This window comes from Bacteroides cellulosilyticus DSM 14838, assembly GCF_000158035.1.
Lineage (GTDB): Bacteria > Bacteroidota > Bacteroidia > Bacteroidales > Bacteroidaceae > Bacteroides > Bacteroides cellulosilyticus.
The window spans coordinates 306,684-322,268 of sequence record NZ_EQ973489.1; the positions used below are offsets into that span (position 1 = coordinate 306,684).

Here is a 15,585-nt window from a genome sequence, read left to right on the forward strand (position 1 = left end):
TTCATCCAGCTTATTTAGTTTGATGGTTTCTTCTTGTTGTTCCGGTTTCAACTCTTTGGTGCGGTTGGCTACTATAAGTGCCAGCTTTTTGCGGGATTCCAGCAGGTTGTGCACACGGCTGTTCAACAGTTTGGCACTAAAGGGTTTGGTCAGATAGGAGTCTGCACCACTTTCGTATCCTTCTTCTTTATCCTGGATGGAATCTTTGGCTGTGAGCAGGATGACGGGGATATGGCTGGTGCGTATATCTTCCTTCACTTGTTTGCATAGCTCTATTCCATCCATTATCGGCATCATGATGTCGCTGATGATGATGTCCGGAATTTGCTTTAGAGCTTGTTCCAAACCTTCTTTGCCATTGATGGCGGTAATAATCCGGTAGTTGCTACTGAAAGAAGAGGCTATGTACTCGCGAATATCATCGTTATCTTCTACTACAAGTATCATCGGGCGGATGTCCGTATCTTCTTTTTCTTCTTCGGGCTTTTCTATTTCCTCTTGAATGACAGTTTCCTTTTCTTCCTTATGCAATGCATCCGGATAGGTATTCTCTGCCAGTATGCGGAAGGTAAAAGTTGTGCCTTTTCCTATTTCACTTTCCACATATAGCGTACCTTCATGCAAATCTGCCAATGACTTGACTAAGGCCAGACCGATACCTGTACCGGATGCCTGATGCTTGCCTTTGACCTGATAGTAGCGGTCAAAAATATGCGGGAGTGCGTCAGCATCTATTCCATATCCGGTATCATTGACCACTATCTCCATATATCGGTTGTCTTTATCGTCTATCTGATGCATTATCAGGTTGATTTCCCCTTCGGGTGTATATTTTATGGCGTTCGACAACAGGTTGTTCAATATTGTAGAGATAATATCAGCATCAAAGTAGAGCTTGGCTTCCTTGGGCTGTACCTGAATATGGAATTTGACCTTTTCGTTTCGGTTCAGTTCCTTGTAACGCAAACCTATTTCTGTGACTAAATTGCCTAAATCACCTTTAGCAACCGTCAGCTTCCGGTTTTGGGTTTCCGTTTTGCGGAATTCCAGTATCTGGTTGATTAGGTTCAACAACCGGATGGCACTGCTGTGAATCACTTTGACCTTGTTGCTGTAGTAAGCTGATAGGTTTGAGTCATTTATCAAGTCTTCCAGCGGACCAAGGATTAAGGTCAGCGGGGTACGCAGTTCGTGTGTGATGTTGGTATAAAAACGCAGGCGCTCATTATTGAGTTCCTGTTCATTCAGACTTTTCTTGCGTTCCAGCTCAAGAGAATTTTCAAGCATTAGTTTACGCTTATAGAAGCGGAACCAGACATATATTCCTGTAACAATCAGTAAGATATATAACGCTTTGGCATACCATGCCAACCAAAAAGGAGGATGAATATGCACTTTCATGGTAGCAATGCGATTGTCGTCCCAGTCATGGTTGCGCAGGCGTGCTTTTACTTTGAAAGTATATTTCCCGGGAGACAGATTCCGGAAGGTTACCTGATTCTCTCCCTGTGTATTGGTCCATGTGTTTCCTAATTCCTCAATCATATATGCATATTCCACGACCTGACTTTGCGAATAGTCCGGAATCATAAAAGTGATACTGAATGAGTTCCGGTCATAAGGTAACTCTATCGTTCCATTGTCCGACAAGATAAGTGTCTCGTCACTGCTGCCTTCCATGCGGCTGCTGATGCCTTTACACTCTACTATCTGTACGGAAGCAACCTGATTTTCTTTTGATATATCCTGTGGATTGAAGTAACAGACACCATTCAGTGAACCGAAATAGAGTGTACCGTCTTGTGCGGCATAAGCGGAGCCATCTGTAAAGCTGCCTAAAGGTATTCCGTCCCGATAATCATAGTTATCGAATTTATTTTGTTCCCTATTCCAGCAAGAAATACCTTTGTCTGTACTGAACCATATATTCCCGTCTTTATCTTCTTGCAAGGCATGAACGTAGGTGTCCTCCAGACCATCCCCATATTTGTATCCGGTGAAATTTTCAGGATGGTTGGTGTCTTTAATATATCCGATTCCACTCCGGGTTGCCGCCCATATTCCCCCTTTGGTATCTATATAAAGTTGATTGATGGAATTGGAACAGAAGCCATTTTCGCTTAAAAGTTGGATTACACATTTATTATCTTTGTCGAAAACGAAGATGCCCGAACCGTAACTTCCTATCCATAACTTGCCTTGCCGGTCGTGCAGGACGCCGTAGACCGACAAGTTTGATATCTGGTTATTAATTTCTTCTTCCCTGCGAAGGATTCCTTTTTCATAGCTGGCGAGTCCATATTCCATACCTATCCATAGCTTTCCGTTTCTATCTTCATACAGTGCGTTGACGTCTACGTAATCTTGTCCAAGATCAATACGGGTTATACGGTTCGTACGGGTATCGAACTTCAACAATCCGTCATCATACAGTCCCAGAAAAAGATTTTCTTTACTGCTATGTATGGTGAAGACTTGCGCGTATGTTCTGGAAAGATGAGCCGTGAGATCGAACTTCCTTTGCAAATAGCCATCTTTAAACATGGCTATTTCGTTTTCGCTACCCACCCACACTTGGTGTTTGCTATCGACATGAACTCCCCATACTGATTTATACTTGATAATCTGTTTTTTCTCTATCATATAAGGAAGTGTGTGGAAAATGGGTTGTATGTGGCTGATAAAGTCTACCCCACTACTGTAATTCCCAATCCAGATGTTTCCGAATGAGTCTTGAAAGAGACTTCGGATATTTCCCGAAGAAAGTCCATGCTTGTCGTATGTATTGGTGATGTTCTGAAACTTGAGGTCTTTCGGGTTCATAAAGGTGATGTTACGCAGGTCGAGTATACTTATTCCACCAATGTCTGTGGCAATCCAAAGCCGGTTGTCTTGCATTTCTTTTATTTCATATACGTGGTCGGATATGAGAGATTCGGGATTTCCGGCTTCGTACCTGAAGATTTGAAAATCTTCTGTCACAGGATTATAAAGTGCTAAACCCTGGTTGGTACCCATCCAGATGTTTTCGAGATGATCAATATAGATGCTGTAAACACTGCTTCCCGGCAGGCTTTTAGGGTTGTGGGGATCATTCTGATAGCGTTTGATAGTCCCGCTTTTCAGGTCGATGATACTCATACCTTCACCGGAGTGTCCTACATATAATTGTCCCTTGCCATTATCGAAGACAGACCAGTGTGAATGAGGTAATCCTTGAATGTTTTCTCTCGAAAGGGTGGTTACTTTTCCGCTTGTTTTGTTATAGTGTACTATTTTTCCGTAATGATTGGCAACCCATATGCCTCCATCGGCAGCCGGTGAGATAGAGACTATGTTGTTGTTCATGTCTATACTGTCAAAAGGAGTGGATTGCTCAAATTCTTGTGTCCTGCAATCCAGCAGGCTTATTCCTGTTTTGGTTCCTACCCACAGTTTGTTTTCTTCCGGATCGTACAGTAATCTGGTTAGTGCATCGCCCGCAATGTCAGAGTTGTGGGTATTGTAAACGGTGAAGTCTTTTCCATTGAAACGGTTCAGTCCGGCTTCCGTTGCTATCCAGATGCATCCCTGGCTGTCTTGTACGATATCGGTTACGTAATTGTTCGATAATCCGTCCTCTATGCCCAGGTGACGCAGGGTATAAGGTTGTGCCATACTTTTGCTTGCCAGTAGCAGCAAACAGGCGAACAAAGACAAGAGGTACGTGTATGTGCGCATGATTCTTGATGAGTTTTAAATATTTGTCTCTGTAACAAAGATATGATAAATCTCTATTGCATATACTCATAATTGCGGTTTTGCCTGATTTGTCCCTGTTATTTGACGAATTTACCTGCGGACGTAAACCTTGTGTGTACCCCGTCCCGAAGTGCCGATGTTGCTTTCCGGTTGTTCCGCCCATTTTCTCAGTTCCAGTGAGGCGGTAGTGTGGCGCAGTCCGTTCAGGTTGGCATAGTCACTTACCGTCATAAAGGGATGCTGGGTAAGATACTGTCGTGCCCTTTCCAACCGTTGTTCGGGGCTGTACTTTTGCGATGATCGGTGGAATTTTTGTTGCGAGCGTTCCAGTTCGCAATTGTAGTTGGTATTGCGTAAAAGTTCTTTTTCTGCACGGAAGTTGATGCTTCCTACTACGATGCTCCGTGCATTTCGGCGGGTGCTGTCTTCTTCGCCTGTTTCCCGTTCCTTGTCTGCGCGTAAAGCCAGTGAAGGAACGAAAGTGCCTATTCCGTCCAATTTTACCGATTTCCCTTGTCCCATCTGATAAGCCAGTTCTTCACCCAGTTCTTGCAGCAAACCTACGACATCTCCTTTGCTGAAAGCGCTTTTTTGTGCCAGTGTCTTGGCAATGTAGTCCGTGTCTGCCTGACCTCGTTGCACAAGGCGGGGGTAGAGTACTCGTTTTCCTTCTTTATTGGGCAGGTTCATTTCCTGCATTTCGTATTCGGCCATTATGGTGTGTATTTAGTTATTATAGGTCTCCTGCCTGTTGCATACAAGGCGGAAACTTACTTTCTGTCTGTTATAAATATCCTTTTCTTTAATAGAAAACTTTTTCATATCGAATAAAAATATTCATTCGTAGATTACGAATATAAATTTATAGCCTGAAACTATAAATTTGTAAGTTGCGAATATATAATTGCAGTTGCAATATACACTATTTTATTCGATGGAGAAAACTTTTCTCTTCATTTATGATAACTTTTTAATTAAGGCGAAGAAACTTTTTGGTTAGTGTGGGACGGAAGAGTCTCTACTATATCGGAAGAGGACAACATTTCTATGTCGGATACAGGGACTGATTCGTCAAAGTCCGTGGTAAAATGTTCATGACCGATTTACCTTTTCCTGAAGGCGAATTTGTCCCCTGTCTCTTTTGAAGGGGCATGATATCTTTGCGCATCCCTCTTCGGGGGGACGAAGTTTTGAGATTCTATTAACCTTATTATTATCTAATTAAAAGGAAAACAATGAAATCAGATTCTTTTAAGAACAACCGTAAGGCTCTTGCAGCCTTATTGCTCTGTACAGGTTTTATTGCTGCACACCCTCTTGCAATGAGGGCTGAAAGTAGTGGACCCGGTGTGCAGACAGTGCAACAACAACAAATCAAAGTTACAGGTACGGTAAATGATGACATGGGGCCCGTTATCGGTGCCAGTGTTGTAGAAAAAGGCAATCCGTCCAATGGTACGATTACCGATATTGACGGTAACTTTTCTCTTTCGGTGAAACCGGGTGCAACGCTTCTTATTTCTTATATCGGATATAAGTCGCAGGAAGTGCAAGCAATTTCCGGAAAGTCTGTCAATATCACTCTGAAGGAAGACACGGAGATGCTGGACGAAGTGGTGGTAGTAGGTTTCGGTACGCAGAAAAAGGTGAACCTGACGGGTGCTGTCGGCACGTTGTCAAGTGATGAATTAAAGGAACGTCCTGTTGCAAATGCTACACAGGCACTTCAGGGATTGGTCCCCGGTTTGAATATCGACGTTACCAACGGTAGTCTCGAAAGCCGTCCCGATATCAATATACGCGGAACAGCAACGATTGGTGAAGGTACCAGCGGAGCACCGTTGATTCTGATTGACGGTATGGAGGGTGAGTTGCATAGCATAAACCCGCAGGATATTGCCAATATCTCTGTTCTGAAAGATGCCGCCGCTTCTTCTATTTATGGTTCGCGCGCGCCTTTCGGGGTAGTTCTTATCACTACAAAAAGCGGAACTAAAGATGGAAAAACCTCTATCAACTACAACAACAGTTTCCGTTTCGGCAGCCCTATAAACAAGAAGGAGATGATGAACTCTGTGCAGTTTGCCTCGTGGGTAAACGATGCGCTGACCAACAACGGGGGAAGCCCACGCTTCAATGAAGCATATATGGACAGATTGATAACCTGGCAGAATGCAAAGCCTTATGCACCGGGACAGCGCATGACAGCTGACGGAACTATCGTTTATCCCATCGAAGCACAGGCCAGCGGACAATGGTACGGAGGGTTTTCTACCGGAGCCGATGACGTGAACTACTATGATGTGGTTTACAAAGACCATACTTTCTCACAGGAACATAATGTGAGTGCCAGTGGAGGAAGTAAAAAGTTTAATTACTATGCTTCGGGCAGCTACTTCGATCAGGATGGATTGCTGAATGTCGGCGAAGAAAACCTGCAACGCTTTACGGCCACTGCCAAGATCAATTCCGAGATTACCGATTGGTTGAAGTTTAACATGAATATGCGTTTCACGCGCGAAGACTATGTGCGCCCTTCGGCGTTGACCGATTATTTTTACGAGGCGCTGGCCTTTAAAGCATGGCCTATTCTGCCGCTCTACGATCGCAACGGATACTACTATTACAGTGATGATACTTCGGTGGCTGCACTGGCAGAAGGAGGTTCGGACAAAAAGCAAACCGATCATTTCTACTTTCAGACCGGTTTGGAAATAGAGCCTGTGAAGAACTGGGTGACAAGCGTGGACTTCAACTATCGCATCAAATCGGCCAACCGTCATTGGGATAGCCAGCCGTATATCAACCATGACCTGAGTGGTGCACCGTATTATCGCAAGAGCAGTTCGAATGTGCACGAAGACTATCTGAAAGAAAACTATTTCAACTTCAATGCACGTTCCGAGTATTCATTCTCATTGGCCGACAGCCACAACTTTCACATTCTGGGCGGTTTTCAGGCAGAGAATCTGAAACAAAACTTGTTCGGTCTGCAACGAAACGGAATTATGATTAATTCAAAACCGGAAGTGGATCTGACCAACGGACTTGATATTGATGGAAATCCCATTACACCCAGTGTAAACGGAGGACGCAACGAATGGTCGACTGTTGGATTCTTCGGTCGTTTGAATTATGACTATAAGGGACGGTATCTGTTCGAGGTCAATGTTCGTGCCGACGGTTCATCGCGTTTCCGTAAAGGCAATCAATGGAAAACATTCCCTTCGGCATCCGTTGGCTGGAACATTGCGCAGGAAGAATTCTTCAAACCATTATCTTCTACTGTTGACATGTTGAAGATTCGTGGTTCTTACGGAAGCCTTGGAAACCAGAATACGGATAATTGGTATTATACTTACCAGACGCTTTCGGCACAATCATCAGCCGGAGGCTGGTTGCAAAACGGTATAAAGCCCAATATAGCCACTGCTCCCGGTTTGGTATCCGAGAGTTTGACATGGGAAACGATAGAAACTTACAACATTGGTTTGGATTTAGGTCTGTTCAGAAACAGATTGTCGGGTTCGTTCGATTACTATGTGCGCAATACGAAAGATATGGTGGGGAATGCACCTGCTTTGCCCGAAATATTGGGTACTTCCGTTCCGAAAACCAATAATACCGACCTTCGTACGCATGGATGGGAGTTGTCTGTAATGTGGCGGGATGCCTTGAAAAACGGATTTTCGTATTCGGCCAAGTTACTGTTGTCCGATTCACGAACTAAAATACTCCGCTATCCCAATAATCCTACCAACAATATCTATACGTATATCGAAGGGCGATATATCAATGAAATATGGGGATACGAAACCATAGGTATAGCCAGAACGGATGAGGAAATGAAGGCTCACTTGGAGAGTTTGGACAAAGCGTATGAAGCATATCACGGAGTAGCTCCTTCCACTCCCTTGCAGGGACAAAGTAATTTTGGAAGCAACTGGAAAGCCGGTGACATCATGTACAAAGATATAGATGGCGATGGCCGGGTTTCCAAAGGTAGTGAAACGCTGGGTGATTTGGGGGATAAGAGGGTAATAGGTAACAGCACGCCACGCTACCGCTTCGGTCTCGACTTGAATGCCGCATGGAAGGGATTTGATGTACGTCTTTTCTTCCAGGGAGTTCTGAAACGCGATTATTGGCAGGGAAGTGCTTATATGTTCGGCTATACCGGTGATTTGTGGAATTCAGCAGGTATTATAGGTGTCGATGATTATTTCCGTGACGAGAATACCTGGTCGGTACAAGCGGGATATACTACACCCAATATCAACTCATACCTGCCACGGCCTGTGGGCAGTAAGAATCTTACAACGCAGACCAAGTATCTGCAAGATGCTTCGTATCTCCGTCTGAAGAACCTGCAAATAGGATACACTCTGCCTACTGCTTTGACCACGAAATGGGGTATGCAAAAGGTGCGTGTTTATTTCTCGGGCGAAAACCTGTTCACATTGACAGGTCTGGCCGATCAGTTTGATCCTGAAACTATCGGTACCCGTAATGGTAATGGATATCCGTTGTCCATGACCCTGTCGTGCGGTTTAAGTTTAACTTTTTAAATCTTACAGCAATGAAAGTAAATATCAAATCATATATAAAGAGAGTGCTTCCACTGTTTATAGTGGGAGCGGCATTGACGGCATGTGAGGACTTTTTAGATAAGCAACCTCCTTCCTATATTGTTCCCGAAGACTATTATCGTTCGGAAGACCAGATTTTGGCCAGCGCCAATAAGTTTTACACGGATCTCTTGCCTTCGCACGGAGGCAACTACGGAACATTCCAGTCGGATGTTCATACTGACAATCAGGCAGGAAGAAGCGGTGACAGCAAATATGCCATCGGACAATGGAAAGTGGGAATGGATAACGGTAACTGGTCGTGGAGTGCTGTTCGCAATATCAACTATCAATTGGGTACAATACTCGACAGGTACGGAAAAGGAGAGATATCGGGTGCCGATAAAAATATCCGTCACTACATCGGTGAGCATTACTTTTTCCGGGCATTCCGTTATTTTGCAATGCTCAGAATGTGGGGTGATTTGCCTATCGTGAAAGAAGTCTTTCCTGATGACGAAGCAATTCTGGTGGCTGCCTGCAAGCGGATGCCTCGCAATGAAGTAGCCCGTTTCATCCTCGAAGACCTCGATACAGCTATTGATTATATGAGTGATAACTTTGAAAGTCGCCACACACGTATTTCTAAGGATGTCGCTATCTTGATGAAATCACGCGTAGCATTGTTCGAAGGTTCGTGGCTCACCAACTTTAAAGGTACTCCATTTGTTCCCAATGGCGAAGGCTGGCCCGGCAAAGCGAAAGAATATAATGCCGGCTATCAATATCCTACAGGAAGCATCGAGAACGAGGCGAAATTCTTCTTTGAAGAAGCTGCAAAGGCAGCTGAAATCATTGCTGAGAAATATAAAGGAGACTTAGTACAGAATACTGGTGAAATCCCGCAATCGGCTACCGACCCTGTGAATCCTTACTTCAAGCTTTTCGGGAATATCGACATGAGCGGTTTTAAGGAAGTACTGTTGTGGCGTGAATACAGCCGTGCACTGGGGATTCAGAATGCTGTTGAAACAGCAGTCAACCGTGGTAACTACGCTGTCGGCGTCACCCGGAGCATGGTTGAAGGTTTCCTTATGGAAGACGGTAAGCCTATTTATGCCCGGCACACCGGTTATGAGTATGGTGACGAAACCTTGTCTGCTGTCCGTACTAATCGCGACCCGCGACTGAAAATTTTCCTCAAAGAACCGGGACAGATTAATGTGTTCATCAATATGGATGACCGCATTGGTGATATGTTTGTTGAAGTAGAGCCTAAACCAGATATTACCAACGGTGCCGATGACTACCTTTATACTACTGGATATACGCTGCGCAAAGGTGGAACGTTCGATAAGGCCTTGGCCGGAAATCACAAAGGATATACTGCCTCTATTGTATTCCGCGCTACTGAAGCATTCCTCAACTACATTGAAGCACAGTATATGCTTACCGGTAGCATCAGTTCGGGTAAAATCCTCGAATACTGGAAACTTATTCGTGAGAAAGCTGGGTTTGAAGGTGCTGCCATTGATCCGCAAACCACTATTGCCGCTACTGAAATTTCGAAAGAAAAACTTGACTGGGGGGCTTATACCGCCGGACAATTGCTTTCTGATGCAGTACTTTATAACATCCGCCGCGAACGTCGTTGTGAGTTGATGGCTGAAGGACTTCGCTGGATGGATCTTATCCGTTGGAGGTCGCTCGACCAGTTGAAGACTGAAAACTACCACATCGAAGGCTTCCATTTGTGGAATACTCCGATGCAGAATTGGTATAATTTTACTGCAACTGACTACAATGGCAGCTCATCATCCAAAGTTTCCAGCCCTGAACTGAGTGAATACCTGCGTCCGTACCAGAAGAATATGACTTCGGGCAACCTTTATCGCGACGGTTATACCTGGTCTATGGCGCATTACTTGCAACCTATGCCTATCAGACAATTCCTGCTGACATCTTCGGATTACAGTTCGATTGAGTTGTCACCGTTGTATCAGAATCCGTACTGGCCGACAACGGCGGATATGCCTGCGGAGAAATAACCTTTAACTGGCAGCTTCTAATAGGTGCTTAATAGAAAAGGGATAGCTTTTTTCGGTCAAAAGAAAGAATCTATCCCTTACTGTTATCGTATGACAATAATAAAGAAATTATGAAGAAGAATTCAGTGAAAATCTTTTTAGTTGCATTGGGGCTATCTCTCGTTTCTATGCCTGCGGTTTGGGGACAATATAAAGAGGTACATGTGAAGGCTCCTTTTCAGATGGAGCCTATTAAAGAGTATGTATATCCCGACCGGAATTTCTCAGTTGTAGATTTTGGTGCGGTGAAAGGAGGAATAGCAGACAATACAAAATCGATAACTGCTGCCATCAATGCCTGCCATAAAGCAGGTGGCGGCAGAGTTGTAATTCCTGAAGGAGAATGGTTGACCGGTCCTGTGCATTTGAAAAGTAATGTCAACTTATACTTATCGGAAAATGCTGTGTTATGTTTTACGGACAATCCATCTGATTATCTGCCTGCTGTAATGACTTCATGGGAGGGTATGGAATGTTATAATTACTCTCCGCTGGTCTATGCTGTTGGTTGTGAGAATGTAGCGATTACCGGAAAAGGCATGCTGAAACCTAAAATGGATACTTGGAAAGTGTGGTTTGCACGTCCGGAAGCCCATTTGAATGCATTGAAAGAGCTCTATACGATGGCCTCTACGGATGTTCCCGTAGAGAAACGGCAAATGGCGGTGGGAGAAAACAATCTTCGTCCGCATCTGATACATTTCAACCGTTGCAGGAATGTATTGCTTGACGGATTTAAAATTCGGGAAAGCCCGTTTTGGACTATTCATATCTACATGTGTGATGGCGGTATTGCCCGGAATCTGGATGTAAAAGCGCACGGTCACAATAATGATGGAATCGATCTGGAAATGACCCGTAACTTCCTGGTAGAAGACTGTACTTTCGATCAGGGTGATGATGCGGTGGTTATCAAGGCAGGACGCAACCGGGATGCATGGCGACTGAATATACCAACTGAAAATATAGTGATCCGTAATTGTAACATTGTGGAAGGGCATACTTTACTGGGTATCGGTAGTGAAATATCAGGAGGCATTCGGAATGTGTATATGCATGATTGTAAGGTGCCGCAATCTGTCAGGCGACTTTTCTTTGTGAAAACCAACCACCGCCGGGGAGCATTTGTGGAAAATATTCACATGGAGAATATCAGGGCCGGCCATGTACAGCGGGTACTTGAGATAGATACGGATGTGCTTTACCAATGGAAAGACCTTGTGCCTACGTATGAAGAACGCATTACGCGCATTGATGGCATTTACATGAAAAATGTGGTGTGTACTTCGGCCGATGCCATCTATGAGTTGAAAGGAGATACGAAGCTGCCGGCCAGAAATGTAGTGATTGAAGACGTGCATGTAAATGAAGTGAGGGATTTTGTGAAAAAGATAGATAATACGGAAAATGTGACGGAAAGGAATGTGACTTATTCATTCTCCGAGCACTAAAGACGATAAAATTAATGGGTTTGTTAATCAACATTGATATGGTGAAATTAATATTGTTATTAGCTTTTTTTTGTGTAGGTTGTTCGGACGCCTTCAATGAAGGTTCTGAAAAGATTGTTTATAATGGTGTCCCCTGGTTTGACGATCAAGGCAATATAGTCAATGCACATGGTGCCTGTATCGTGGAAGACGGCGGCAGATATTATCTTTTCGGGGAATATAAATCGGACAAAAGCAATGCCTTTCCGGGATTCAGTTGCTACTCTTCGGATGATTTGGTGAACTGGAAATTCGAAAGGATCGTGTTACCCGTACAATCTGACGGAATACTGGGGCCTGATCGTGTAGGTGAGCGCGTGAAGGTGATGAAATGCCCTTCTACCGGAGAGTATGTCATGTATATGCATGCTGATGATTTAGGTTATATGGACCCATACATAGGCTATGCTACCTGTAGCACGATCAATGGGGAATATAAATTGCAGGGACCGCTGCTTTATGAAGGTAAGCCTGTGAAACGTTGGGATATGGGAACCTTTCAGGATACGGATGGTAAGGGGTATCTGCTGATTCATCATGGACCTGTCTATCGTTTGAGTGACGATTATTGTTCGGTTGAGGCGGAAGCTGCTTATATAAAAGATTCGGGTGAATCGCCTGCCATGTTCAAGAAAAATGGCATGTATTATATGCTGTATTCTAATCTGACCAGTTGGGAGAAAAATGATAATTTCTATTTTACAGCACCGAATATTGAAGGCCCATGGACGAAGCAAGGGCTATTTTGCCCCGAAGGAAAACTGACTTATAACTCACAAAGTACTTTTGTTTTTCCTTTGAAAAGAGGGAATGATACAATCCCGATGTTTATGGGTGACCGTTGGTCGTATCCTCATCAGGCCTCGGCCGCTACTTATGTGTGGATGCCTCTGCAAGTGGATGGAACGCATATTTCCATTCCGGAATATTGGCAATGCTGGGATATCAACCGGCTGAAACCTGTAGATGCATTACGCAAAGGAAAGCAGATTCCTGTTTCAAAGATGGAATTTACACCGGACTGGGAGCAAGACAACGGGCGGTTGCTATCGAATGTGAAGGGCAGTGTTCTGAGTATTCCTTTTAAAGGGACTCATACTGCGGTGATCGGGGAATCGAATCCTCATAGCGGATATGCAAGAGTGAGTTTGCTGGATGCAAAGAAGGATACGGTGTATGTCTCTTTAGTGGATTTTTATAGTAAATATCCGGAAAAGGCAATTCGTATCATGACTCCGGAGATGCCGGAAGATAATTATACCTTATTGATAGAAGTGACAGGCATTATGCCTGTGTGGACTGATAAAACAAAGGCTGTTTATGGAAGTGACAATAGTTTTGTGACTGTCGATAGTATTTATTATTTTTGAAAAGTCTAAAAAGAATAGAGAGCCAAATTATTAAAAGCCAGAACTATTACCATGAAGAACGAACTGATAAAAAGAATCGGAATTTTTGTTTGTCTGTTGATTGCAGTCAATTGTTTATCTGCCGGGAATTTTCCTGTGGAGATGCGTATTAATCCCTCTACCGGTGCCATTAGTGAACTGACCTTGAAGGGCGATAACCGTAGTATGAACTGGGTAGTGAAAACTGATGGGACTCAATACCCCTGGGTTAAGGATAATTATGGTTGGGGATTGGGATACTTTACGGTGGTTAAAGGAAGGGAAACTGTAAAGCGGGAATGGAGGATACCTGTGGAAATCAGTCCTGACGGAATGAAGGTTTTATATCGTGAAGGTGATATACGTATTCTGATAAAAAGAGAAATAAAACAGGGCGATTTGGTCGAAGAATATTCTTTTACCAATGAAGGAGAAGAACCTGTGTCTTTATATGATGTGGCTGTCTATACTCCTTTCAATGATAATTATCCGGATGCACAACAATGTATTAATTCCCGTGCTCATACGCATATTTGGAAAGGTGGAAGTGCTGCCTATGTCAATGCTATCCGTATGGGAGATTTTACTCCCCATCTGGGACTGGTGGTGACGGACGGAGCTATCAGAAACTATGAAATCTGGGAACGTGGACGTAAAAAGGCAAACTCACAGACAAGAGGTATCATTGCATTGGATCTGCCGGATTTATTGTTGAAGCCGGGAGAAAGCTATTCATTAGAGTGGCATGTTTTTGCTCACAATGGGAATGATGATTTCCGCCATAAGCTTCTGGAAAAAGGGAGTGTACTTGTATCTTGCAATAAATATGTGTTTGAGAAAGGAGAGAAAGCCCGTGTGGAATGTCGGAGTCTGGAACCTTTAGAAGCGTGTACCGCTAAAATGAATGGAGTACCTGTCCCCGTAAAGCAGGAAGGGAATCTTTGTTTTGTGGAAGTACCGATGGAACAGGCTGGTGAGGTACGTTTTGATTTCTATTACAATGGAAATAAGCAAACTCATGCAGACTGTCTGGTCATCAGCAATACGGCTGATTTAATCCGAAAACGTGTCGATTTTATTCGTACCCGTCAACAGATGAACAATCCGTCTGATTTGCGTGATGGGGCTTATATGGTTTATGATAATGAAGGTGATAGCATTTATCTGAATGATACGCCAAACTGTAATCCGGTGGATCGCGATGAAGGAGCGGAACGTCTGGGCATGGGGGTATTACTGGTAAAACAGTATTTGCTAACTAAAGACCCGGAATTAAAGCAATCTCTTTTGAGGTACGCTGATTTTGTACGCCGGAAACTGCAAACGGATAATTACGTAACCTATTCGAGTGTAGACCAGAAGAATCGCAACCGTGGGTATAATTATATGTGGGTGGCAGAACTCTATTTTCAGATGTATAAAGTGACTGGCGACAAGCAATTTGTGACTGATGGCTATAAGACTCTGAAATCTATGTTCCAGCAGTTTGGTTATGGTTTTTATGCAATAGGTATTCCTGTTCGGTTGGGGTTGCAAAGCCTGAAAGAAGCCGGAATGAAGAAAGAATACACGGATTTGCGGAACGATTTTATAAAGACAGGTGATGTGTTTGTAAAGAATGGTTTGAATTACCCTGCGCATGAGGTAAATTATGAGCAAAGCATTGTAGCTCCTGCCATCCAGTTCCTTGCACAACTCTATCTGGAGACAGGCAGTCAGAAATATCTGGATGAAGTGAAACGGCAAATGCCTGTACTGGAAGCATTCAATGGTTTCCAACCCAGCTACCATCTGAATGAAGTTGCGATTCGTCATTGGGATGGCCATTGGTTTGGCAAACGTGAACTGTTTGGCGATACTTTTCCCCATTATTGGAGTACGATAACCGGTGCGGTGTATTATTACTATGCGTTATGTACCGGTGATAGCTCTTATCAGAAACGTGCGGAAAATGTAGTGAGGAATAATCTCTGTCTTTTCTTCGAAGATGGGAAGGCGTCTTGTGCTTATATGTACCCCTATAAGATTGACGGTGTGAAGGCGGAATTTTACGATCCTTATGCGAATGATCAGGACTGGGCGTTAGTCTATTATCTGTTGGTCAATAGGGGATTATAGAAAAATTGTACTTCTTTATGTACGATAATACATCTAATTGTACGTAGCTCCATACGCCGTATCTATGAACTTACTTATTTTTACTGAAAATTTCTTAGCATGAAAAATCTGAAAATAAAACTACTGTTTGCACTCTGTGTGATATTACTTTTTTCAGCCTTTATAACGGAAAAGAAAGACGTTATCACCATCT

7 protein-coding genes are annotated in these 15,585 nt (G+C 43.6%); 5 read left to right on the plus strand and 2 right to left on the minus strand.

What is annotated here, in order from left to right:
* Positions 1 to 3,720, minus strand: a 3,720-nt coding sequence (locus BACCELL_RS03920; RefSeq protein WP_044153317.1) for a hybrid sensor histidine kinase/response regulator, incomplete at its 3' end; no start/stop codon positions are given.
* 111 nt (positions 3,721 to 3,831) lie between these two features.
* Positions 3,832 to 4,455: an HU family DNA-binding protein gene (locus BACCELL_RS03925; RefSeq protein WP_007210259.1), complete on the minus strand. Its 624-nt coding sequence runs from the start codon at positions 4,453 to 4,455 to the stop codon at positions 3,832 to 3,834.
* Between the two features lie 521 nt (positions 4,456 to 4,976).
* On the opposite strand from BACCELL_RS03925, the gene BACCELL_RS03930 reads away from it, so the two are divergent.
* The 5 genes from BACCELL_RS03930 (at position 4,977) to BACCELL_RS03950 (ending at position 15,392) form a co-directional block, all read left to right on the plus strand.
* Complete coding sequence (locus BACCELL_RS03930; RefSeq protein WP_007210260.1) at positions 4,977 to 8,309, plus strand: SusC/RagA family TonB-linked outer membrane protein; 3,333 nt, start codon at positions 4,977 to 4,979, stop codon at positions 8,307 to 8,309.
* A gap of 11 nt (positions 8,310 to 8,320) precedes the next feature.
* On the plus strand, positions 8,321 to 10,357 hold the full coding sequence (locus tag BACCELL_RS03935; RefSeq protein ID WP_007218914.1) for a RagB/SusD family nutrient uptake outer membrane protein: 2,037 nt from the start codon (positions 8,321 to 8,323) through the stop codon (positions 10,355 to 10,357).
* 110 nt (positions 10,358 to 10,467) lie between these two features.
* On the plus strand, positions 10,468 to 11,847 hold the full coding sequence (locus tag BACCELL_RS03940; RefSeq protein ID WP_007210262.1) for an alpha-d-galacturonidase: 1,380 nt from the start codon (positions 10,468 to 10,470) through the stop codon (positions 11,845 to 11,847).
* A gap of 38 nt (positions 11,848 to 11,885) precedes the next feature.
* Positions 11,886 to 13,256: a family 43 glycosylhydrolase gene (locus BACCELL_RS03945; RefSeq protein WP_157133875.1), complete on the plus strand. Its 1,371-nt coding sequence runs from the start codon at positions 11,886 to 11,888 to the stop codon at positions 13,254 to 13,256.
* A gap of 51 nt (positions 13,257 to 13,307) precedes the next feature.
* Complete coding sequence (locus tag BACCELL_RS03950) at positions 13,308 to 15,392, plus strand: hypothetical protein (RefSeq protein WP_007210264.1); 2,085 nt, start codon at positions 13,308 to 13,310, stop codon at positions 15,390 to 15,392.
* Positions 15,393 to 15,585 lie beyond the last annotated feature (193 nt).